Here is a 22184-nt window from a genome sequence, read left to right as displayed (position 1 = left end):
GATCGGTGCCGGGGCGCGCTGTTACTCCTCGATATCCCCACTCGTTGCTGGCTGGGTCACCGTCTCCGTCTCGGAGGTATCACGGTTGCTGACCGTGCGCTGTGGGAAGGGGATCGAGATCGACTCGGTGGCAAACCGTGATTTGACGCCCTCGACGACGCCGGCTGTCGCCCGCCACCGACGCTGTGGTGTCGGCGGTGCGATCCAAAACCGGATATCCAGCGTCACCGCTGACCCGCCGAATGCGACGGGGAAGACCTGTGGCTTTGGGTTGTTTTCGACCATCTTCACGTCCTCGACGGCCTCGCGGGCGATCTCCTTGGCGCGTTCGGGATCGTCCTCGTAGTCGATGCCGACCTCGACGTGGATGCGGAGTTTACCGTCGCGGCTCCGGTTTGTGATCGCCTGATTGGCAACGTTGTCGTTCGGGATGACGACGTGTTCGCCGTCGAAGTTTCGCAGGATCGTGTTCATGATCGTGATCTTGGTGATGATCCCCTCCTTGTCGCCGATCGCAACCCAGTCGCCGATCTCGAAGGGCCGAGAGAACATGAGCACAAAGCCCGCAAGCAGCGAGCCAAGCGTCTGTCGGGCCGCAAGTCCGATAACGACGCCGAGGAAGCCAGCCCCGACCAGCAGACTCCCGATATCAATCCCCCAGATCGTGAAGATCGCCACCACAACAACGAGGATCAACGCGACCTGTAACACCCGCGTGAGGATCTGCTCTTGGTGGGCTGTGACGCGTTTGGTGTTGGCCGTATACTCTCTGACGATATCGCGGATGAAGTCGTTGGCGACGAATGCTGCGAGGAGGACGAGGCCCGTCGTGACGAACTGCCCGACCGCCGGCAACGCGAGTTGCCCGAGCCCGATCAACTGGAGTGCCGTCGATATCTGCCCCCAGACAACGAGCAACACGAACGTTGCCGCCGAAAGGACAGCCAGTTGGATGAGTCGAACAAAAATCGTAATCAGTACGCCTACCGGTGCGACCGCATCGACACGGTCGAAGGTCTCGCTGGCGGACTCGCCAAACCGACCTTTGGCCCATCCCGCGACGAACAGTCTAATTCGGGTTGTCACCCGTGGGACAACCACCCCGGCGATCACCACCGCAAGCAGCGCGATGCCGAGACTCGCCGCGATCCGCAGTTCCGTCGAGACGCCATCAACCAACAGGGACTCGACCCGCGTGGTGATGCCGGACACGGTCATACAAGCCCCTGACACTAAAGGATAAAAACGATGCTGATGTCGACAAGCCCTGGTTGGCTGTGAGGCCGATGCTGCCTTCGTCGTGACGCCGCCTCAGTCGTGGGCGGCGAGTTTCGCTTCGACGGTGTCGATCAGTTCCTCGTTGCCGAGATGGACGGGCACGCGCTGGTGGAACCGTTCGGGGTCGACATCGAGGATCGACTGTGTGCCGTCAGAGGAGACACCGCCGGCACACTCCACGATGTAGGCCATCGGAATCCCCTCAAACTGCAATCGGAGTTTCCCGTTTTCAGCCGATTTGAGCGCGGGATACGAGAAGCTCCCACCGTAGGTCAACACCTGGTTCACGTCGGCAACCATCGCCCCGCCGTAGCGGAGTTTGTACTCCTGTTCGACCTCCTCGATGAACGCGGCAAAGCCTTCGGTCCAGTCGGGGACGCGACCGCCCATACTGTAGACGGTCGGCTCGTCTGGGATCGTCACATCATCGTTGATCACGTCGATCTCGCCGTCCTCAACGATAGCCTCGGTGACACGCCCGTCGCGAGCGATATCCATCGTCAAGATCGGCCCGAAGAGAATGAAGCCCGAAGCCAAGAATCGTCGCCGCTGGCTGGGAGGTCGCCTTCATAGACCGCGATGATCGTCCCCATCGGGCTGTTTGGTTTGATGTTTGAGGAGCCATCAAGCGGGTCACAGGCGATCGAGACATCGCCGCTGCCCACGTCAATCGGCTCGGCTTGCTCTTCGCTGGCGTAGGTACCAACGCCGTCGATGCCGCCGAGTGCCTCCTCGATCAGTTCGTCGGCGTAGGCGTCGGCCTCCAGGCGTGTTTCGCCGCTGGGATTTGTTTCGTCGCTTTTCACGCGCCGGCCCGGCAGCGAGGCGCGAATCTCGGGGGCGAGCGCCGCAAGCGTCTCGAAGATCTCGTCGAGGATCGCGTCCTGATCGCGGCTCATTAGAGGGCCTCGGGGTTGGTGGGTTCGACGCCCATGACGTCGAGTGCTTCTTTGACGCTGGCGTCCTCGAAGATGACCGCTTCGAGGCCATCAAGAATCTGTTCGGGGTTATCGCGCTGGAAGACGTTGCGACCGACGGCCAGCCCATTGGCACCGGCATCCATCGCGTTGCGAACCGTCGTCAGGAAGTCCTGGTCGTCCGTTTTCGAACCACCGCTCATAACGACCTTTGAATCAGCGGCCTGGGTGACTGCATGCGACATCGCCTCCGGCGAGCCGGGATATTTCACCTTCGTGATATCTGCGCCGAGTTCGAGCCCCAGTCGTGTCGAGTAGGCGATCGTCGAGGGGGTGGTCGCGTTTTTCAGTCCTTGGCCGCGTGGATACGACCACATGACCACGCCGAGGTCGTGTTCCCGGGCAGCCTCTTGGGCGTCGCGGAATTCCTCGACCATTTCGATCTCGTGGTTCGAGCCACCGTAGACGGTGAACCCGATGGCCTCCGCGCCGACCTCGACGGCGTTTTCGACCGTCCAGTTGACCGCCGAGTTTGGCTCGCCCATCCAGAGGTTTGAGGTGCCGTTAAGCTTGGCCAGCAGGGTCACATCGTCCTCATAGGAGGGATAGTAGCCCTCGGCGATCCCTTTCTGGACGGCGACCGCTGTCACCGCATCGTGGGTGCCGATCTCGAACACCCGATCCGGATCGGCCGTCGCGGGGTTCGGCTCGAAGTCAACTGGCCCGTGCTCCAAGCCGTGGTCGTAGGCCAAGATCAGGGACTTTTCATTGCGCGTGATCGCGGAATCAGCACCTGGGATCATCGTTTGATGGGTCGGTGAACTATACTAAAAGTCCTATGGGAAATATACGTACTTTGAGGTATCTAATTTCCCATCTGTTTTCGATCTCGCCGTCGATATCGCGCTGTTTGGTACTTCGCTCTGTGTGTACAGTTGCCGTTAATACAATGATCGTTGGTGTATATACCGATAGAACCAATCAATCGATAGAATCTCAGATGTTGCTCGCCGGGGACGATCTGTCTTCACCGCCAACTGGCTTACTCTTCGACCGGGAATGCTTCGTGGAGCGTATCGTGGGCTTTGCCAAGCCCCTCAAACACGCTCTCACCTTGCGCGGTCAGTCGGTGAATCGCCAGCTCGGCGTCGCGGACGGCCACAAGTCGACCACGGAGATAGTCGTACTCCGGGTCGTCTGCATCTGTTGCGGCGATTTCTTCTTCGAGATCGACGAGGGCAGCATCGAGATGGCGTTCGATCGCCGACAGCGTTTCAGCCTCGGCCAGCGCGCCGATCGGGCCGGTGAGATGGCCCTCCAACTCCTGTTCCGCGTGTTCGCGGGCCGCGGTGTCTTCGGTTCCCAGTACGTTCATCAAGCCGAGTTTGAGTGCTTCGAGTTCGTGACAGCTCATACGGATTACAGTGTTTGATCGACCAAGTCGCTGACGATCCGATCGCGGTCTAAGTGCGATGAGACGATGCGCTCGGTGTCATCGGCGTCGACGCCGCCGTACCAGACGTTTTCGGGGTAGACAGCGACGATCGGCCCTTCGCCACAGCGGCCAAGACACGAGCTTCGGGTGATGCGGGCATCACATTGTTCGGAATCGCGGGCTGCCTGCCGGAGTCCTTCGAGGACGGCCGGTGCACCGTCGGCCGCGCAGGTCTGGTTGGTGCAGACGGCGACGTGTTTTTCGGGGGCGTCGTGAGTGTGTGGCTCGTCGTCGACATCGCTACGATCAGCATGAGTCTCTTGATGCGTCAGCGCGCGCAGCATGGCGCGTGCGCCGCCAGTGTCCTCCTCGTAGCCGGTGAGGTCGACCTTGTACTTGCAGGTGTCACACGACATTTCGACGCTGTCTGTCCGTGCCTCCTGCCAGCGGTCGCCAAGCACGTCCAGCAGCCGGGAGTCGGTGCCGAGCGGGTCGCCGGCGAGGGCATCGACGTAGGGGTACTCCTCGTCGAAGTCGTCGGTCCACTCCCGGATCCGGCCGGTGAGCACGCCGTCGCCGAGCATGTACGGGACGACGACAACGGCGTCCGGTCGCTGTTTGGCGAGTGTCGACAGCGAGTCGTCCAGGGTCGGCTCGGTGATGCCGATGAACGACGCCTCGACAGTACTGAACTCCCGGCCCTCGTGGAGGAGGCGGGCGAGTTTGTGGAGGTCAGCGTTGGCGTCGGGATCGCTCGAACCGCGACCGCAGACGACGACGGCGATCTCGTCCTCCTCGCGGTCGACTCCGAGATCGGATTCGACTGCTCTCGCGCGGTCGTCGAGCAAATCGACGATAGCGGGGTGGATCCCGAGGTGCGCGCCATTGTTAATCTCAGCCTCGTGGGTTGAGCGGGCGCGCTGGACGGCCAGCGGCACGTCGTTTTTGACGTGGCTGGCTGCGAACAGCGAAAGCTGGACGACCGTGATCGAATCGACTGCGCCGGCCAATCCCTCGATACCGTCCTCGATTGCTGGCTCGGCGAGTTCGAGGAAGGCGGCGTCGACTGGAATCTCCAGTCGGTCTTCGAGCATCGCTGCCAACTCCCGAACCTGCTCGTTGGACTTCTCGCGGCGGGAACCGTGGCCGACCAGCAGAACGGCCTCGTTGTCGACGCTTTCGATGGTGTCGTGGAGTTGGCTCATGCTTCGAACTGTGAGCGGTCGAACTCGACGTCGGTTGCCTGATCGAGACTCTGTACCAGTTTGCGACGGCGACTGGGCGCGAATAGTCCCGTTGCCTCGGTGCCCTCGTAGAGCCACATGCCGAAATCAGCGGCCGCGTCGTCGTCGATGCCGAACCAGTAGCCGCCGGACGACGTATCCGAAAGGTCACCGTACGGCGCGTCGACCGGCGCGTCGTCGATGAGCTCTTGGACAAGTTCGAGGAGGTTGGCGTCGTCGTGGACGAAGGAGACGCCGACGGTGCCGCTGGAGGACTTGAAGCAGATCGTTCCGCAGCCCTCCAAGATGCCGCGCAGCAGGTCGCGGCGGTAGTCCGCAAAGGCACCGAACCGGTAGTTGCCACGGCCGTCGACCGGGAGGCCGAGCGCGCCGCTCATCCCGAAGAGGTCGTCGCTCGTGACTTCGACCGTGTACTCGTCTTCGGTCTTCGTGATGTCGGTGTTGTGAGCGTAGTCGCGGGTTTTCTGATCGTGGTCGATCTCGCTGCCGACGATTTCGCTGAGCGTTTCGGCGGCAGCCTCGTCGTTGGTCGTCACGGTAAGGCTGTCGCGGCCGACCTCGCCGTTGCCGGCGACGCGGCCCCAGAAGTAGGCTGTTGAGGAGTGGCCCGCCAGCAGGTCGTCGGGGACGGCGACGCTCATGCGTCGACCTCCTCGACGACGATGGCATTGGTCGGACAGGCTGCGGCGGCCTGCCTGGCCTCCTCGATGCGGTCGTCGTCGAAGGTGGCGATCACGTCGCCGTTTTCCTCCCGAACCTCGCCGTCACCGTCGTAAACTGGATCGCCGTCGGAGTCGATGGTGGCGAGGCCGTCGTCGTCCTCGACGAACCGGGGGTCGCGGGTGAGACAGGCGAAAACGCCGTCGCAGGGCTCCTTCTTCAGGGTGACTTGATAGGTGGGCATGTTAGTAGTCGTATTTGGTCTCGTAGCCGCGCGGGGTGACCATCCGGTCGTCCCAGACGTAGGTCTCCTCGTTGCCGACGAGGATCGTCGTCGTCATGTCGATGATGTCCTCTTCGCCGAGCTCTTCTAGCTGGTCGAGTGTCGTGATCATTACCTCCTCGTCGTCCCGTCCTGCGCCGTGGACGATGCCGACCGGCGTATCGGGGTCGCGGTGGGCGAGCAGGATCTCGCAGGCCTTCTGGAAGTTCTCGCGGCGTTTGCGGCTCCAGGGGTTGTAGATAACGATGGTGAAGCTCTCGCCGGCAGCCGAGTGCAGGCGGGACTCGATCTCCGGCATCGGCACCAGGTGGTCGGACAGCGAGATCGACACGGTGTCGTTGACCAGCGGCGCGCCCAGTAGCGCGGAACAGGATTGGGCGGCGGGGACACCGGGGACGACCTCGTAATCGACCATCGAGGCGGTCGCGCCTTTTGATTCCAGAATTTCGAGGGCGAGCCCAGACAGCGCGTACACGTTGGGGTCGCCGCTGCCGATGATCGCCACGTCGTTGCCGGCGAGCGCGCGGTCGATGGCCTCCTCCGTCCGGGAAACCTCGCCGCACATCGGCGTGTCGTAGAGTTCCTCGGCTTCCTCGGTGATCTCGTCGGGTAGGAGTTCGATGTAGGTCGTGTAGCCGACGATGTGTTCGGCATCGAGCAGCGCGGCACGAGCGCGCTGTGTCATACCTTCCGGGTGGCCAGGGCCAAGACCGACGGCCGTGAGTTGGCCGGGGTCGGCGTCGAAATCGTCGACTGTCGAGCCGACTTTTTCATCGACCGACTGCTGTTTCGACGACGAGTCAGATTTGGCGGTACAGCCGCCGGTATCGTCGCTCGATTCGCTTGCCTGTTCCGTTGTCGTCTCCGCTGTCGTGTTGGTGTCCGTACTCATGATTAGAAATCCTCCACGTCACGCCCGCCGCGCGGGGTGACAAGGAACGTCCGGTAGTCGTTGCTCCAGGTTTCCGTCTCGTGGTTGCCGATGATTAGCGAGGTGCCCATCCCCGACACTTTGTCGTCGTGGGCGGTCGCTTCGCCGAGCGTCGTGATGACGTGGCTCTCGCCGTTGCGGCCGGCGTCGGCGCGGCCGGCGTCGTTGACAATCGCCACTAAGGCGTCGTCAGTGCGCTCCTCGCGGACGATGTCGACGGCCTTCTCGTAGTTTCGCCAGCAGTTGTACAAGACGATGACGAAATCGCTGATCGCGGCCGCGCGCAGTTTCTCTTCTATCTCTTCCCACCCGCGCCACTTGTCGGAGAGCGAAATCGTGCAGAAGTCGTTACAGAGCGGCGCGCCGACCATCGCCCCGCCGCCGAGTGCGGCGGTGACGCCGGGGACGATCTCGATGGGAACGTCCGTCGCGGCTTCCTCCTCAGCCATCTTGAAAATGAGGTCGGATTTGCCGTAGACGGAGGGGTCGCCGCCGGAGACGTGGGCTACGTCGTCGCCGGCACGGACGCGCTCGAAGGCGACTTTCGCCAGCTCAATCTGTCGGCCCATCGTCGAGCGGATGATCTCCTGTTCGTGGCCGTTCTCGCGGGTGACCCGTCCCTCGTCGTCGACCTGCTCGGCGGGCGGCAGCGTGCCGTCCTCCCGCAAAAACGCCTGGTAGAGGTCGGAGGCGATCACGCAGTCGGCCGTCTCGATGACGTCCTTGGCGCGTTTGGTCATGTCGGCCGGCAGGCCCGGCCCGATGCCGACGACCGACAGCGTGCCGAGATCGTCGGGGCGCTCGGCGGCCGTCGCGCTCGTTGACTCGCTGCTCATTTGCTGATCGCCACCGTGACCTCGTTGTCGTAGCTCTGCTTTTCGAGCAGGAGTTCCTGGTCGCTCCCGCCGGCGATGGCGGAGGCCTCCGAGATACCGGGCCAGCCGATCAGTTCCTTCGATTTCGATGGACTCGGCCCCTCGTGCTCCAACAGCGTCTCTTTGTCGAAGGCGACAACGCCGAGATCGAGTTCTTCAGCGGCCTCCAGAAGCCCCTCCTCGTCTTCTTTCCGGGTCGCCGTGGCGACGAACTCCACGTCGTCGAAGTCGTACTCGGTTTCGTCGAGGGCGTTCTCCCACGCTGCGATGAAGGAGTCGGCGGCCGCGCCGGAGACGCTGCCGGTGCCGAGGACGATGCCGTCGTCTTTGTTGCGCTTCAGAACGGTCACGTCGTCGCCAACGAGGACGGCCTGTGGGCCGTCGAGGCGGGCTACGGGACCGAGTTCGTCGTCGAGGACTGCGAGATTGGTCTGGATCGTCGAGCGGCCGTTGACGACGTGGGTGTCCATCGCTTTCGCGCGGGCCTCGACGCCCTGCTTGCCGGCGGCCTCGCTGGCCGTCGTCATCGCCGGGATCGCGCCCATTGTGGCGAGGTCTTGGGCGACCTGGTTCGCGCCGTGGTGGCCGCCGGTGATCGGGATCGCCCACGTGAGTTCCTCGTCGACGACGCAGATCGCGGGATCGTCCCACTTGTCGTCGAGCAGGTGGGCGGTTTTCCGCATAGCGATCCCGCTGGCCATCAGGCCGATAAAGCAGTCGTACTCGCCCCAGTGCTCGTCGAAGACCTCGCCGTGGTACTCGATGATGTCGATGGACTCGTAGCGGTCGGCGAGTTCGCTTGCGATCTCCTCGGCGGTGTCCATCTTCCGACCGAAGGAGATGATGGCTATCTCCTCGGCGACTTCGCCATCGCTGTCGGGCGTGCTACAGTGACCGCCGCTGTCGGTGTTGTCGCTCGTCTCGCTGTTCGTCGTCGTGGATTCGTTGTCGGTGCTCATTGGGTTGTCTCCGCTGTTTCGGACTGCTCGCTGTCCGCTGTCTCACTACTATCGTCGCTCTCGCTGTCCGCATCGTCGCAATCGGGGCCGCGATCTGCCCAACCGTCGTACAAGTAGGATCGCTCGTAGCCCGCGCCGGTCACGGCGTCGCCGATGACCACCATCGCCGAGGCGCGGTAGCCGGCGTCCTTGACTTTCTCGCCGATGGTGCCGATTGTGCCGTAGATCACGTCCTCGTCGGGCCACGAAGCGTGATAGACGACCGCGACCGGAATCTCGGGATCGTGGCCGTCGTCGATGAGTCGATCCATCGTATCGGCGACAGCGTGGGTGCCGAGGTAGATACAGGTCGTCACGTCGCCCATCTCGACGAACTCGCCGATGTGGTCGTCCTCCTCGGTCAGCGTCTTGCCCTGCGGGCGGGTGAACGCGACGTGGTTCGAGACCTCGTTGAGCGTGAGTTGGGTGCGGAGGGTCGCGCTCGCCGCGAACGCCGACGTGACGCCGGGGACGAAGTAGGTGGGGACACCTTCGTGTTCGAGGGCGTCCATCTGTTCGAGGGCCGCGCCGTAGATCGCGGGGTCGCCGCTGTGGAGTCGGACGACGTTGTCGCCGTCCTCGTGGGCGTCCCGCATCAGCGGGATCAGCTCTTCGAGATCCTTGCCGATTGAGCTGACTGTTTCGGCGTGATCGCAGTATGCTTCCAGCAGTTCGCTGTTGACCAGCGAGCCCGCGTGGACGACGAGGTCGGCGTCCTCCAGCAGTTCTTTGCCGGCAACCGTCAGCAGCCGTGGATCGCCGGGGCCGGCACCGACGAAGGGAATCCCCTCCTGTTCGTCGCCAGCGTTGTGCTCAAAGATTCGGTTGTCGAGTTCGGCACGCCGCTGCTCGCCTTGGGTGTCGATAGCGGATTGGGGGTCGGTTTCGTCGCCGTCGGTCTCAACTGGCTCGCTCATGCGCGCTCCTCCACCCCGGTCGCGTCGCCCAACTCTTCGAATCGGGCGGTCGCGGGTTCGATATCGAGGTCGCGCTTGACCGCATACGCCAGCGTATAGTAGTCGCGTTCGTCGATTTCCGCTGGATCGTCGGTGATGACGGTCTCACCTTGCTCCATGTAGAGCCGCCGGCCATAGGTCACGTCGTAGCCCGCGGCGACCAGCTTCTCGTGGGTCGCTGGCGCGTCGGTGACTTTGAACAGGATCATTCGGTCGGGGCCGGTCGGCGCGTGGCCGTTGGCAGCTTCTCGCAACGCGAGGCCCGCGCCGGCTTCGATTTCGACATCAAACGCGGTCGCAAACGCCGTCATCGCGCTGATGCCGGGGACGATCTCGACGTCCACGTCGGGGTGGAAGGCATCGAGCGTGCGTCGCAGGTGGCCGAACGTCGAGTAGACGTTCGGATCGCCCAGCGTGACGAAGGCGGCGTCGCCATCGCGGGCTTGCGGGGCGATTTCGGCGGCGGCTTCTTTCCACGCCGCTCGCAGTTTCTCCTCGTCGCGGGTCATCGGGAAGTCGAGGTCGCCGATCTTCGCCTCGTCGACGTGGTTCAGTGCGACCGTCCGCGAGAGGCGGCCCGGCGAGTAAACCACGTCGACCGATTCCAGCACCTCCTTGCCGCGCACCGTCACCAGGTCGCCCTCGCCGGGGCCGAGACCGATGCCGTAGAGGGTCACTGTGTGGCCTCCGCTCGTTCGCCGTCGTCGCCGTCGTCACTGCCGCTCGCACTGCCGACCAGCATGTAGACCGGATTGTCGGAGTTGAAGCTCGTCGCGCCGGCGAGTTCGTAGCCGTGGCTGACCTGGAACTGGACGACCTCCTCCAGAATCCCGCGCTCGCGGAACGCTTCGGTCGCGCGGCCGGCGACTTCGAGCCGCGAGACGTTCATCACGATCCGGTCGATTGCGGTGTCGACAGCGTGATCGAGCACGGCTTCGAAGTTCCGGCTCCCGCCCAGAAAAAGGGCGTCGGCGTCGTCGGGCAACCCCTCTGGGGCCTCGGCATTTCGGAGGTCGATATCGGCGGTGATCGACTCTTCGTTGGCCGCCAGGTTTTGCTCGGTTACGTCGAGTCGGTCGGCCTTGCGTTCGAGGGCGGTCACGCGGCCGGCGCGGCGGGCCGCTTCGATGGTGACCGCGCCGGTACAGGAGCCAACCTCAGCGAAGTGATCGTCCGGGCCGAGATCGAGTTTGCCGAGCGTGACCGACCGGACTTCCGACTTGGTCGGTCCGCTTTGGCGTCGTGTGGCAGTGCGATAGGCATCATCCCGACTCTCAAACCGGACCGATAAAACAATTGTGCTTGGGGTAGCGAAAGTTCGGTTGTATACGACACCCAGTGATCATCTGAACGGAAGGGACAAGACGGCAGCTACAGGCGTTAGCGGTTCAGCAGGATGCGTTAGCCGCCGTACTGCCCAGACGACAGACTGGCTCGCCCAAACAAGACAGCAGCCTCAATTGAACGGATTCTCTGCCGTCTATAGCCGCGAAATACCCTCGATCCCGTCGAAGTCGTCGTCGAAGGAGTACAGAAACTGGATTCCGGTTCGCTCCAAGTACGCCGGGATGGTCGCATCACCGAACGAGACCCGCTCGTGGCTCTCGAACAGTTCGTCGACTCGGTGGAAACCTTTCCGGGCGCACTGCACGAGTTCGAAGCCCGCCGAATCAGCAAGCCGGTTCCGTATCCGCTCTCCAAGAGCGATTTCAATATCCCAGTAGCTTATTACGAGGCAACCCCTTCTTTGAGATAGCAATGAACGACGAGGCACAGCGGCAAATGGATAAAGATATCGAGGAAAACGCCGAACTGTACGAAGCCCTCGCTGACGAGAGCGACGAGTAGATTCCTTACTCCGTATATTCTTCTTTCAGTACGTCGGTGAAATACGCTCGCCAGAGTTCGAATAGCTCGTCCCGTTCGTACAGCGTATCCATCCGAATCGGTGGCAACGCCGCTCGAACGTCGTGTGACTCCTCCCGCACCCGTTTGGTACGCTCAATCGGCCATTTCCCCGGTTCGATCCCGTTTTCACGAAGCAGTTGCCGTAACAGCGCAATCGCAGTGCGGTGGTTCGCATCCGGAAAGAAGTGTTTCCCGACGACAGCGTGCATCCAGTGCGCACATTGATCGACGAGGGGTTCATCCGTCGGGAACTCACGGAGCACCCGGCGAAGATCGTGATTCCGAACGGCCCAAATATCATGCCGAATTTGCACCGACAGCGAATACTGATTCATGTCGTAGTGGGCGTCTCCTTCCAAGAATTTCGTGTTTCGGTGTTTGAAATCTTCCGCAGAGAGATGGGAGAGATCAGTAATCCGCACCTCCTCGTCACACATTGGCTACTGTTCAGGGCTGAAGAACCTAATTCCCAGCGGTACGTCAACGAAACGGTGGCAGAAGTGGGATAGCGATTCGGTTCTGATTTGCGATCAAAACACGCTATCCTCACGGGAAGGATGGCCAGTTTCACCCTCCAGCACGCCGATCAGACTGTATAGCCGGTACGTCCCGTAGCTATGCGTCCAGGATGTAGTCAGCCGCTTTCTCGGCGATCATGGTCGTCGGGGCGTCAGTGTTTCCGCTGGTGATCCTCGGCATGATCGAGGCATCAACAACGCGGAGCCCTTCGATCCCGTGAACAGCGAGGCGGTCGTCAACGACCGCCATCTCATCGCCACCCATCTTGCAGGTTCCCACGGGATGATAGAGTGATTCGGCCGTCTCACGGATATGCTCGATCAGCTTCTCGTCCGATTGGGCATCGGCACCCGGCGCTACCTCATCGCCGCGGTACTCGTCGAACGGGGCGGCTTGCAGGATTTCGCGGACTAATTTGACCCCTTCGAGCAGGACTTCTAGATCGTCACCTTCGGTCAGGTACTGCGGATCGATGACCGGATCTGCCGTTGGCTCGTCCGACCGAAGCCTGATCTCTCCACGACTCTCCGGGCGAAGACACAGCGCGCCAAGCCAGAACCCATGCCCGTCGGGATTGTCGAACCCGTGGTTAACCGAGTACGAGGGGCCGAAGTGGAACTGGATGTCGGGGCGATCAGATTCCTCCGACACGGACGTGAAGCCGCCGGCCTCAGCGACGTTCGAGGTCAACGGCCCGCGTTTCAAGACCAGATACTTGAGTAGGTTCCACAGTGAGTCCGCCCCTTCCAGCGTGATCGATTTCTCGCAGGCATAATTGATCTTCACTTGGAGGTGATCCTGCAGATTCTTGCCGACACCGGGGAGATCCTGCACGACCGAAATATCGTGGGCTTCGAGATGCTCTGCCGGCCCAACTCCGGACAGCATGAGCAGTTGCGGTGAGTTGATCGTCCCTGCGGACAGAATGACTTCCTCGGCGGCATCGACCGTTTCAGTTGATCCGTCTTTGACGTACTCCACGCCGACTGCCGTGTGGCCGTCGAACCGAACCTGCGTTACCTGTGCACCGGTGGTCGCAGTCAGGTTCGATCGATCAAGCACCGGTTTGAGATAGCCGTCGGCAGCACTGTGTCGCTGGCCGTCCTTCTGTGTCACCTGATAGAGCCCCACACCGGACTGCTCGCCGGCGTTGAAATCGTCGTTGTGGGGCAGGCCGACCGCCTCTCCCGCCTCGATGAACGCCTCGGTGAGTTCGTTTGGCTGCTGGAGGTCGGCCACGTTGCGTGGGCCGCCGGTACCGTGATACTCGGAGGGGCCGCGTTCGTTGTGTTCAGCCCGCTTGAAATAGTCCAGCGCGTCGTCGTAGGCCCAGCCATCGTTGCCGAGGTCAGCCCAGTGATCGTAGTCTTCGGGGTGGCCGCGCGCATAGATCATCGCATTGATCGAACTCGATCCACCGAGAGTTTTCCCGCGTGGCCAGTAGCACTCCCGGTCGTTCAGTTCGGGCTGTGGTTCGGTGTCGAAGGCCCAGTCGACCTCGGATTTGAATAACTCTGAAAACGCCGCTGGAATGCCGATTTCATTTTTCTCATCAGGGGTGCCCGCTTCCAACAGCAGCACGTCAGTGTCGTCGTCGGCCGAGAGCCGATTGGCGAGGACACACCCCGCCGATCCCGCGCCAACGATCACGTAGTCATAGGGTTCGCCACCTGCGGTTGACATGCTATCACACCATCGAAAACAGCGGCATAAATCCCACAGTATCGCAGAGACGACCCGTGAACCGCCGGGGGAGCGGTCACCGGGCGGCTCGCGCTTCCGTTTGTTTTGGAATCTGATAAATTAAGTAGGAGGCCCACGGGGATATGGGTGAATGCCGTCGCAGTCGCCAAACGAGTTTGTCCTCACGTCCTCGGTGCGGACAGAGATCGTGCTTCGGGTCGCCGAGCGTGTGACACCGACCGACATGCTGCTGTCCGAAATCACGGCGAGCGACTCAGCGATCTACGACGCACTTGGGACGCTGCGGGATCGTGGGCTGCTGACCCAAAGCGACACCGGGTGGGAACTCACGGCCCACGGCTCGCTTGTCGCAGACAGCGTCGAGGCATGGCAGTCCTCGGAAGCGTTTCTCGAAACGAATCCGATGTTCTGGAAAACCCACCGCACCAGCGTCATTCCACCACAGTTTCGTCGACGACTGCCAGAGATCGGCGACTACGAGATCATCCGCGATACGCCGCAGGATCCCAATCGATCCGAAGACGTGGCCATCAGTATCCTCGAATCGGCCGACGCCTGTGAGTTGACAACGCCGTACTACTCACGCCGCCATCAGGAGGCGATCCCAACGACCCCCGACACACGCTTGTTGGTCACCCGCGGCGTGATTGATGTCAGTTTCCAGCGGTACAAGGACGGCCACCGCGAGGAGCTAAACAACTTAGCGCCAGCGACCATCCGGCTGACTGACTGCCAGTTCGCGTCGGTTGTCACCGACGAGAAACTAAAATTCGAACTGCCGACAGTGAGCGAGCCTACGACGGATCGATACGACGAGCCTGGATCGACTGACCCGTCAGACCGTGGCTCGGTCGCTGACACCACGGCCCTGTTTGTCTCCGAGACTGAGGCAGCACTCCAGTGGGGCCGCGACCTCTTTGCAATGCTCTGGGCGGAGTCAGATCCGCTCGACCCGTACGTCAAACGCAATTTCCCTGACCTGTGGGAGTGACACAGATCGTATTGTGTGGCTGCGTCGTGTTCAGGACGGATCGGAAGTTGACAGATATATCCGACGCCCGTGCATTCTGACAGTGTATGCAATTCTGTGATGAGTGTGGGTCGCTGATGCACACGGCGGGCGACAGGTGGGTGTGTCGCTCCTGTGAAAACGAGGCCCCCGGGACGCCGAGGCAGAAGCGGCGATGACGACCCAGGATGGACAGCAAACCGACGAGAAACCCGCTGTCGCCGACGCGACGCAGGACGCCAGCGAGACGGTCGAAGAGTCCTGTCCGGCTGAGGGCTGCGACAGCGACCGGGCTTCCTCGGAGATGATGCCGAAGCCGGGCGGCTCCTACGAGGTTCGGCTGTTCACCTGCGTCGAGTGCGGCCACAAATGGCGCGAGACCTGATTGCGCGTCTGTTCGCTGTCACCGACACCGACTCGATAAACGAGGGTTCACGCACCGTCTCCCGCCGTTGTTTCTCCACCGTCACCGTCCGCATCGGCTTCCTGCACCCATTTCTTCTCTACATCGCGGTTGGCACCAACGATCAGATCGCCGCCGTCGCCGCAAATCCGCGTTTTCCGAAGGCTGATCCCGGCGACCGTGTCCGTTACGGGGGCTGTCGTCACGCGATTACTCTCGTTGAAATCGGCATCCTGTAGCAAATAGACGCCGGCAACGGTGTGGGCGAGCATCTCCTTGAGCGCGGAGGCAACGCCGAGGGCGACGAAGCCGGTCGCCGTCCCGAGGCTGGCGGCGACATCCGGCGCAAGCGACAGGCAGATTTGCTGCGGCGTGCCCTCAGTCCACCAACGACTCGATGAACCGGTCGAACGCACCACTTTCAGGATGGACGTGGGCGTAGGTGCCCAGCGAGTCGTATTCCAGAAGGCCGTCGTGGTCGGCGGCGATGCCGTCGCCGCGCCGCACGTCGAAGGCGAACCGCGCGTCGTCGCCAACGGTCGCCTCCGAGTAGTGGAACTCGTGGCCGCGGATCGACTCGCCGCTGCCCGCGGTCAGCGTCTCCGTCGTAGCGTCGAGTTCGACGTGATCGAGCGCCTGATACCGGTCGCGCATCGTCACGTCCGCTGGCAGAATCCCGGCCATCTCGTAGGTGTCGCCATCGACGGTCGTCAGCGACTGACTCATCGCCATTAGGCCGCCGCACTCGCCGACGACCGGCAGGCCGTCGCTGGCCTGCTCGCTGAGGTCGGCAAGCGTCCGCGATGACGCCAACGCCTCGGCGTGGAGTTCGGGATAGCCACCGGGCAGATAGACCCCGTCGCAGTCGGGCACCGGATCGCCGGCGACCGGCGAGAACGTCTTGACGGTCGCCCGCTCGCGGAGCCGTTCGATGGTTGCTGGATAGCGGAAACAGAACGCGGCGTCGCTGGCGACGGCGACCGTCGCGTTTGTCGGCTCGGCTGGGAGCCACTCGGCGTCAGTCGGGGGTTCCTGCGCCACATCGACCAGTCCCTCAGTGTTAAGATACGCGGCAGCCTCGGCGAGCGCATCACGGGGAAGCGCGGCTTCCTCACCCATCTCCAAGCCAAGGTGCCGATCCGGGATTTCGAGATCGCTCGATGGCGGAATCCGCCCGAAATACGTCATTTCGTCGGGCAGTGCGTCCCGAATCCCCTCGGCGTGGCGGCCGCCGTGAGCACGCTGGGCGACGACACCCGCAACGTCGATCTCGCGGTCGATCGTCGCCGCGTACTCGCGGAACCCGTAGGCTGTGGCGGCGACGCTCTCCATGCCGGCCTTCGCGTCGACGACGAGGACGACCGGCAGATCGAGGGCTTCGGCGACCATCGCCGTGCTGGAGCCATCACCGTCGTAGAGACCCATCACGCCCTCAACGACGCAGATGTCGCCATCGCCGCGGGCGTAGTTGCGAGTGATCCCCTCGTTGCCTTCCAGCCACAGATCGAGTGTGCGTGAGGGCCGGCCCGCAATCGCCTCGTGGTGGCTCGGGTCGATGAAGTCCGGGCCGGCCTTCGCCGGCTGTACCTTGTAGCCCGCATCATTGAGCGCGTGGATGATGGCGAGCGTGGCGACGGTCTTACCGACGCCGGAACTCACGCCGCCGAGGACGACCCCTTCATGCGACCTCCCGTCGCACAGCCAGCACCGACAGATCCGAAAACGGCGTGTCGTCGGGTTCCGAGCCACCGGCGTGGTCGCACAGCGCGCCGAGCGACGACCGCGTGATCGACTCGTCGTCGTGGGTGAGTTTTTCCAGCACCAATGCCTCTAATTCGGGGTCGGCTCCGTGATCCAGCAGGTGGGCGGCGATGTCGCCGGGCATCCAGTCGAACGGCCGCGGCAAGACGAGGAGGTGCCGGTCGCCGACAGCATCGGTGAGCCTCGCGATGTCGTCGGCGATGTCCCCGCTTTTGTGCAGCGTGACGAACTCGGTATCTTCCATCGGCGTCCGGGCGCGGCCCGCTGCGATCTGCAGCGAGGAAATCCCCGGAATCACACGGACGGGGCTGTCAACGACGCCCTGAACCTTGCCGACGAACTGATACCCCGAGTGGTTCGGATCGCCCATCAGCACGGCCGTCCCGCGCTCGCCGTCGGCAACGCGGTCGGCGAAGCTCGTGAGAGCCTCACGCTCATCCTTGTATCCACAGGTCAGCAGGTCGGCGTCGGTCTCGTCGGCGATGAACTCGACGACAGTCTCGAAGCCGACGACGACATCGGCGTCTTCGATAGCGCGGCGACCACGCGGCGTCAAGTAGTCAAGGTTGCCGGGGCCGATCCCGACCGCATAGACCGGGTCATTTGACTCGTCGATTGCGGACTCGGCTGTGGCTGCCGCGACCGTCGCCGGATCAGGGCCGGAATCGAGGTCGTAGTCGCTCACGACCCCGACTCCAGGTCGATCTCACCGTCGCGTGCGTCGCTGGCGACGTGAATCAGTTCGTTCGTCAGTGCGGCCGCCAGCCCGCTGCCGCCACGGCGACCGACGTTCGTGATCGCCGGCACGTCGTACTCGGCGGCGACTTCGCGGATGCGCTCGCGGCTCTCGACGGCTTTGACGAAACCGACTGGCGTAGCGACGATGACGGCGGGCCGGGTGCCGTTTTCGATGCAGTCTGCGAGCGCGAAAGCGGCGGTCGGCGCGTTGCCGACGACAGCGATGGCGTCTTCGTAGACGCCCTGTTTGTCGAGTTCGAGCACCGAGGCGGCGGTACGGGTCATCCCCGTCTCCTTGGCGAGTTTCGCGCCGTTGCCGATGGCCTTGCGCTTCTCGCAGTTGTGGCCACGTCCCGTCACGCCGGCTTTCGACATCGTGATATCGGTGACGATGGTCGCTTCGCGGTTGACGGCGCGTGCGCCGGCACGGATCGGCGCGGCATCGTCGGCGTTGCCGTCGCTGTCGGTGCCAGTAAATCGCAGAAGGTGCTGGAACTCGATGTCGCCCATCGAGTGGACGGCCTTCTGGCGGAACCGATCAGCGAGCGTCTCGTCGGGGACGAACTGCCGGACGATGTCCATACTCGTCTCGGCGATGTCCATCGCCTCCTCGGTGGTCGCGCCGAGATCGGCGTACTCCTCATCGACGCCGTCGGAGCCGTCGCCCGCTTCCGCGTCCTGCTTAGTCATCGGCTGCCTCCGGGGTTGCCTCGCTCGCACGCGCTTCCAGGTCGCCCTCCACGCTGAGGTTGATATCCCGTAGCTGATCGACGGTTTCGTCATCGGCCTCCCAGAGGTCGCGGTCGATGGCCTCCAGCAAGGTATCGGTGATCGATTCGAGCGCCCAGGGGTTCACGTCGCGCATCCACTCTTGGCGGTCTTGGTCGAACGCGAACTTCTCGGCGACATCTTCCCAGAGCGTGTCGCTGATGACGCCCGTCGTGGCGTCCCAGCCGAGAACGACATCGACCGTCGTCGAGAGGTCGCCCGCACCCTTGTAGCCGTGTTCCTCCATCGAATCGAGCCACTCAGGGTTGAGGACACGAGCCCGCATCGCCTTCCGGACTTTCTCCTCGTTGGTGTAGACATCGACGTTCTCGGGATCGGAGGAGTCGCCGACGTAGGAGGCTGGTTCGCTGCCGGCGATTTCGGAGACAGCCGAAATAAATCCGCCGTGGAAGGCGTACCAGTCCGAGGAGTCGAGTTCGTCCTGTTCCATCGTGTCCTCGATTTTGACCGTCGCATCGACGCTTGAGAGGCGGCGTTCGAAGCTATCGTGGGCCTCGCTGACTTTCCCGCGTTTACCCATCGCGTACCCGCCCCACTGGACGTACACGTCGGCGAGGTCGCCGCGGTCGTCCCAGTTGCCCTCGTCGACGGCCTTGTTCGTGCCCGCGCCGTAGCCGCCCGGGCGGGTCGTGAACACGCGGTTCGTTGCCGCGCTTTTCGCTTCGTCAGGATCAAGCCCGTCGGCTTCGAGTTCGTCGGCTTCCTCCTCGACGTGTTTCTTGATGTAGTTCATGTCGTGGGATTCGTCGAGATCGACAACCGCGGAGACGGCGTCGTGAATGACACCGGCTGCGGCAGGGAAGGCATCCCGAAAGAGCCCTGAGACACGCGTCGTCACGTCGATCCGGGGACGGCCGAGTTCGTCGAGGTCGATTGGCTCCACGTCGTCGATCCGGCCGGCGTCAGTCCAGACCGGCCGCACGCCCATCATCGCCAGCACCTGGCCGATGGTCTCGCCTTTCGTTCGCACCGTGGGCGTCCCCCAAGCGACGACGCCGATCTCCTCGGGATACTCGTCGTTGTCATCGTGGTGGCGGTCGAGGACGCCCTCGGCGACGTTTTTGCCGACTTGCCACGCGTATTTCGCCGGCACCTTGCGCGGATCGAGCGTGTAGAAATTGCGCGCTGTCGGCAGCAGGTCGACGCCGCCCCGGGTCGGCGCACCGGAGCCGCCTGGTGGGACGTACTCGCCGTTGAGCGCGTCGGCCGTGCGTGGAACCTCGTCTTCGGCACCCTGCACTCGCGGGGCGGCCTCCTCGCAGATAAACGCGAGTGCCTCTCGCAGGTCGTTGTGCGCGCCGGAGTTCGCCCGGCCGTCGCCGAGGGTATCGATATCGACGACGAGTAGATTGATGTTGACCTCGTCGTCCGGGCCGGCCTCTCGCTCGGAGTCCGGCACGTCGAAGTCATTGGCTGCGAGGGTTTCGACTAACTCGACACAGGTCTCGTGGACGTGGTCGGCGGCCTCGGCATATGTCATCTCGAGGGCGTCATCGTACTCGCCGGGGCGGTTCCGCATCGCGTCGTAATCGACGCCGAGCGCGCCGGCGACGCTCTCCCGGAGGCTCGGTGTGTCGCCATTTTCGAGGCGAGTGAGCGCGACGAGATACTCCACAAGCCGGTCGTCGACCGGCGGTTCGCTCATCGTATGCAGGCCGAGACGGATCTGTGTCGTCTTCACGTCGGTCAGATACTCGTGAATCCGCTCGACCAGTTCGTCGATAGCGAGGTCGTCACCAGCAACATCGCCTTCGGCGAGTGTCGAGCCGGCTTCGTCGGGGCCGCGAACCTCCATCGCTTCGTCGATTGTGCCGCTCGTCCCGAGTTCGACCGCGAGATCGAGATCGTCGACTCGTTCGCGGATGAGATCTGCCAGTTGCTCGCCGCTGTCGTTGCGGGCGTCTTCCATCCCGGCCTCGCGGTACTCGTTGGCAAGCTCTTCTAGTTCGCTGAGTTCGTCATACGTCCCTGCGTTGGCCATCACCGGCGTCAAGTAGTCGACGATGGCGGCGTATGAGCGTCGCTTCGCCTGGGTTCCCTCCCCGGGGTTGTTGACGATGTAGGGGTAGACGTTCGGCAGGTCGCCGATCAGCTGGTCGGGCGCGCTCGCGCCGTTGAGCCCGACGGTTTTGCCGGGCAGCCACTCCAGCGAGCCGTGGGTGCCGAGGTGGACGACGGCGTCGGCCTCGAAGCTGTTGCGCAGCCACGCGTAGAACGCGTAGTAGTCGTGTGGTGGCTGGAGGTCAGAGTCGTGATAGACTTTTGCGGGATCCATCCCGAACCCACGCGGCGGCTGAACGGTGACGAGGACGTTGCCGAATTCAGCTCCTGGAATCGCAAACGGCCGGTCGGGTGGGTCGCCCCACTCCTCGATAATATTTTCCCGAAACCGCTCGTCGGCGTCGGCGAACCACTCGCGGTACTGGTCGGTCGCAACGACATCGACCGAGCGGTCGCGCACGTCCTCAGGGGCGACCCAGCGGTTGTCGAGCGTCAGCTGGCTGGTGAGCGTGTCGATGAGTTGCTGGCCCGAATTTGGGTGGCTGTCGCCGAGGTCGTAGCCACGAGCGTCGAGTTCGTCGAGGAGGTTGATCGTGCTCTCGGGGGAGTCAAGCCCGAAGGCCGTCCCGATACCGTCGTCGCTCGGCGGGTAGTTGTGGAGGACGACAGCGACGTTTTTGTCGTCGTTGTCCAGGTGGCGGAGTCGTGCCCAATTGACAGCGAGGCAGGCGGCGTGGTCGACGCGGTCCTCGATCGGGAAATGGTGTTTCGGCGCGCTGCCGATGTCGGCGGCGTCGTCCATGCGCTCCTTGCCGGAGATCGGGTGGGTGATGACGTTGCCGTCGAACTCGGGGAGCGCGACCGAGAGTGCGAGTTCGAAGCCCATCACGCCGGTGTCGCTTGATTCGTATCGGGAGCGGGAGCGCATCGTCGTGATCGTCTGGAGGACGGGGACGCCGAGGCGGTCGAGAAACACGCCCTCGGCCGAGTCGCCCTCGTCGCTGGCCGAGCGGCCGCGTTCGTCCATCGACAGCGAGAACATGAACGAGGAGAGAACAGCATCGACAATCGGCTCACCATCTTCGAGCAGCCAGTTGTCAGTGACCCACTCCGCGTTTTCCTGCCCTTCTTCCTCGGCTGCAGGATTGCAGAAAATAGGGAGTGCATTCGCGCCCTGCGATTCGAGCGCGCGGACTTGGGCATCGACGTAGCGGGTGTTCTCGTGTGTCCAGTGAGATTCGTAGAACCAGATAGCGATCGTCGGTTTGTCAGGATCGAACGTCTTCCGGAGGGCGTCGTACTCGATACCGGGGTGGTCAGGGTGATAGACGCCTTCGGTCGGGAGTTCCGTGGGGTGGTCGTACTCGGTGTCGACGCCGCCGTACTCGCTTGCCAGGAACCGACAGCAGTGTTCGACATTGATGGTGCCGCCGCGTTCGAGATACGCGTAGACCAGATCGCGGTCGGCGTCGGCGACGGAGGTGTCCTCGAAGGCGAAAGCGTCGCCGGTTCCCTTGACGATCAGCGGGACGCCCATTTCTCGCAGCCGGTCGACGGCGTACTCGTAGCCAGGCATGCTGTCCTCGCCGCCATGAAGCCACAGGACAACTGCCGCCGCGTCCGCGCAGTTGTCGACGAACGCCTCCACGTCCGTCTGCTCATCGAGGTCGCCCTCCGAGCGGACGACGAGATCGATACCATCGAGTCGGCCCGCCGCCCGCTGGACGGAGCCGAGTTCGTTTTCCGTTGCCGTATAGAGGCCAATCCGTGTCATC

Annotated in this window: 19 protein-coding genes and 4 pseudogenes; 2 read left to right on the top strand and 21 right to left on the bottom strand. The window is 63.1% G+C overall.

All coding sequences use genetic code 11. The annotated features are described in order from the left end of the window. Positions 1-21 precede the first annotated feature (21 nt). From ACFQJB_RS06485 to ACFQJB_RS06410, 16 genes and pseudogenes are all read right to left on the bottom strand, one after another. Positions 22-1218 (bottom strand): mechanosensitive ion channel family protein, encoded by a 1197-nt coding sequence (locus ACFQJB_RS06485; protein WP_379725281.1) that lies wholly within the window; start codon positions 1216-1218, stop codon positions 22-24. A 93-nt stretch (positions 1219-1311) separates the two neighbouring features. Next, positions 1312-2177: pseudogene (locus ACFQJB_RS06480) on the bottom strand (class 1 fructose-bisphosphatase). Beyond that, positions 2177-2998, bottom strand: a complete 822-nt coding sequence (locus tag ACFQJB_RS06475) for a class I fructose-bisphosphate aldolase (protein WP_379725278.1) — start codon at positions 2996-2998, stop codon at positions 2177-2179. The pseudogene ACFQJB_RS06480 and the gene ACFQJB_RS06475 overlap by 1 nt, the downstream one beginning before the upstream one ends. Before the next feature lie 239 nt (positions 2999-3237). Next, positions 3238-3609, bottom strand: a complete 372-nt coding sequence (locus ACFQJB_RS06470) for a DUF3209 family protein (RefSeq protein ID WP_120102489.1) — start codon at positions 3607-3609, stop codon at positions 3238-3240. Between the two features lie 5 nt (positions 3610-3614). Continuing rightward, positions 3615-4835: a CbiX/SirB N-terminal domain-containing protein gene (locus tag ACFQJB_RS06465; RefSeq protein ID WP_379725275.1), complete on the bottom strand. Its 1221-nt coding sequence runs from the start codon at positions 4833-4835 to the stop codon at positions 3615-3617. Further along, positions 4832-5515 carry a cobalamin biosynthesis protein gene (locus ACFQJB_RS06460; RefSeq protein WP_379725272.1) on the bottom strand — a complete coding sequence of 228 codons (684 nt, stop codon included), beginning with the start codon at positions 5513-5515 and terminating at the stop codon, positions 4832-4834. Before ACFQJB_RS06460 ends, ACFQJB_RS06465 begins: the two co-directional genes overlap by 4 nt. Further along, the gene (locus ACFQJB_RS06455) at positions 5512-5778 is read right to left on the bottom strand and encodes a ferredoxin (RefSeq protein ID WP_379725269.1); all 267 of its coding nucleotides are present in this window, start codon (positions 5776-5778) and stop codon (positions 5512-5514) included. Before ACFQJB_RS06455 ends, ACFQJB_RS06460 begins: the two co-directional genes overlap by 4 nt. A 1-nt stretch (position 5779) precedes the next feature. After that, positions 5780-6709: a precorrin-3B C(17)-methyltransferase gene (gene cobJ / locus ACFQJB_RS06450; protein ID WP_379725266.1), complete on the bottom strand. Its 930-nt coding sequence runs from the start codon at positions 6707-6709 to the stop codon at positions 5780-5782. 2 nt (positions 6710-6711) lie between these two features. Further along, positions 6712-7584 (bottom strand): precorrin-3B C(17)-methyltransferase, encoded by an 873-nt coding sequence (locus ACFQJB_RS06445; RefSeq protein ID WP_379725263.1) that lies wholly within the window; start codon positions 7582-7584, stop codon positions 6712-6714. Then, positions 7581-8582, bottom strand: coding sequence for a cobalt-precorrin 5A hydrolase (gene cbiG / locus ACFQJB_RS06440; RefSeq protein ID WP_379725260.1), 1002 nt, complete (start codon positions 8580-8582; stop codon positions 7581-7583). The genes ACFQJB_RS06445 and cbiG overlap by 4 nt, the downstream gene beginning before the upstream one ends. After that, on the bottom strand, positions 8579-9538 hold the full coding sequence (locus ACFQJB_RS06435) for a cobalt-precorrin-4/precorrin-4 C(11)-methyltransferase (protein WP_379725256.1): 960 nt from the start codon (positions 9536-9538) through the stop codon (positions 8579-8581). The genes cbiG and ACFQJB_RS06435 overlap by 4 nt, the downstream gene beginning before the upstream one ends. Continuing rightward, entirely contained in the window at positions 9535-10254 is a 720-nt protein-coding gene (locus ACFQJB_RS06430; RefSeq protein WP_379725253.1) for a cobalt-factor II C(20)-methyltransferase, read from the bottom strand. Before ACFQJB_RS06430 ends, ACFQJB_RS06435 begins: the two co-directional genes overlap by 4 nt. Then, positions 10251-10843: pseudogene (cbiT, locus tag ACFQJB_RS06425) on the bottom strand (precorrin-6Y C5,15-methyltransferase (decarboxylating) subunit CbiT). Before cbiT ends, ACFQJB_RS06430 begins: the two are co-directional and overlap by 4 nt. A gap of 214 nt (positions 10844-11057) precedes the next feature. Further along, entirely contained in the window at positions 11058-11228 is a 171-nt protein-coding gene (locus ACFQJB_RS06420) for a twitching motility protein PilT (RefSeq protein WP_379725250.1), read from the bottom strand. 202 nt (positions 11229-11430) lie between these two features. After that, positions 11431-11922: a Fic family protein gene (locus ACFQJB_RS06415; RefSeq protein ID WP_379725247.1), complete on the bottom strand. Its 492-nt coding sequence runs from the start codon at positions 11920-11922 to the stop codon at positions 11431-11433. A gap of 178 nt (positions 11923-12100) precedes the next feature. After that, entirely contained in the window at positions 12101-13687 is a 1587-nt protein-coding gene (locus tag ACFQJB_RS06410) for a GMC family oxidoreductase (protein ID WP_379725244.1), read from the bottom strand. Positions 13688-13838: 151 nt separating this feature from the next. On the opposite strand from ACFQJB_RS06410, the gene ACFQJB_RS06405 reads away from it, so the two are divergent. Then, complete coding sequence (locus ACFQJB_RS06405) at positions 13839-14699, top strand: helix-turn-helix transcriptional regulator (RefSeq protein WP_379725241.1); 861 nt, start codon at positions 13839-13841, stop codon at positions 14697-14699. An 86-nt stretch (positions 14700-14785) separates the two neighbouring features. Then, a pseudogene (locus ACFQJB_RS06400) lies at positions 14786-15102 on the top strand (RPA12/RPB9/RPC11 RNA polymerase family protein). Between the two features lie 47 nt (positions 15103-15149). On the opposite strand, the pseudogene ACFQJB_RS06395 reads toward ACFQJB_RS06400, so the two are convergent. From ACFQJB_RS06395 to cobN, 5 genes and pseudogenes are all read right to left on the bottom strand, one after another. Then, positions 15150-15461, bottom strand: a pseudogene (locus ACFQJB_RS06395) (mechanosensitive ion channel domain-containing protein); the annotation flags it as partial. Positions 15462-15498: 37 nt separating this feature from the next. Further along, positions 15499-16821, bottom strand: a complete 1323-nt coding sequence (locus tag ACFQJB_RS06390; protein ID WP_379727976.1) for a cobyrinic acid a,c-diamide synthase — start codon at positions 16819-16821, stop codon at positions 15499-15501. Continuing rightward, on the bottom strand, positions 16799-17566 hold the full coding sequence (locus ACFQJB_RS06385) for a cobalt-precorrin-7 (C(5))-methyltransferase (RefSeq protein ID WP_379725238.1): 768 nt from the start codon (positions 17564-17566) through the stop codon (positions 16799-16801). The genes ACFQJB_RS06390 and ACFQJB_RS06385 overlap by 23 nt, the downstream gene beginning before the upstream one ends. Next, positions 17563-18309, bottom strand: coding sequence for a precorrin-8X methylmutase (locus ACFQJB_RS06380; RefSeq protein ID WP_379725235.1), 747 nt, complete (start codon positions 18307-18309; stop codon positions 17563-17565). The genes ACFQJB_RS06385 and ACFQJB_RS06380 overlap by 4 nt, the downstream gene beginning before the upstream one ends. Then, positions 18302-22183 carry a cobaltochelatase subunit CobN gene (gene cobN, locus ACFQJB_RS06375; protein ID WP_379725232.1) on the bottom strand — a complete coding sequence of 1294 codons (3882 nt, stop codon included), beginning with the start codon at positions 22181-22183 and terminating at the stop codon, positions 18302-18304. Before cobN ends, ACFQJB_RS06380 begins: the two co-directional genes overlap by 8 nt. Between the last annotated feature and the right edge of the window lies 1 nt (position 22184).

The sequence above is a fragment of the Halonotius sp. GCM10025705 genome (genome assembly GCF_042662885.1).
GTDB classification, from domain to species: domain Archaea; phylum Halobacteriota; class Halobacteria; order Halobacteriales; family Haloferacaceae; genus Halonotius; species Halonotius aquaticus.
This window is presented reverse-complemented; position numbering and strand designations above follow the sequence as displayed.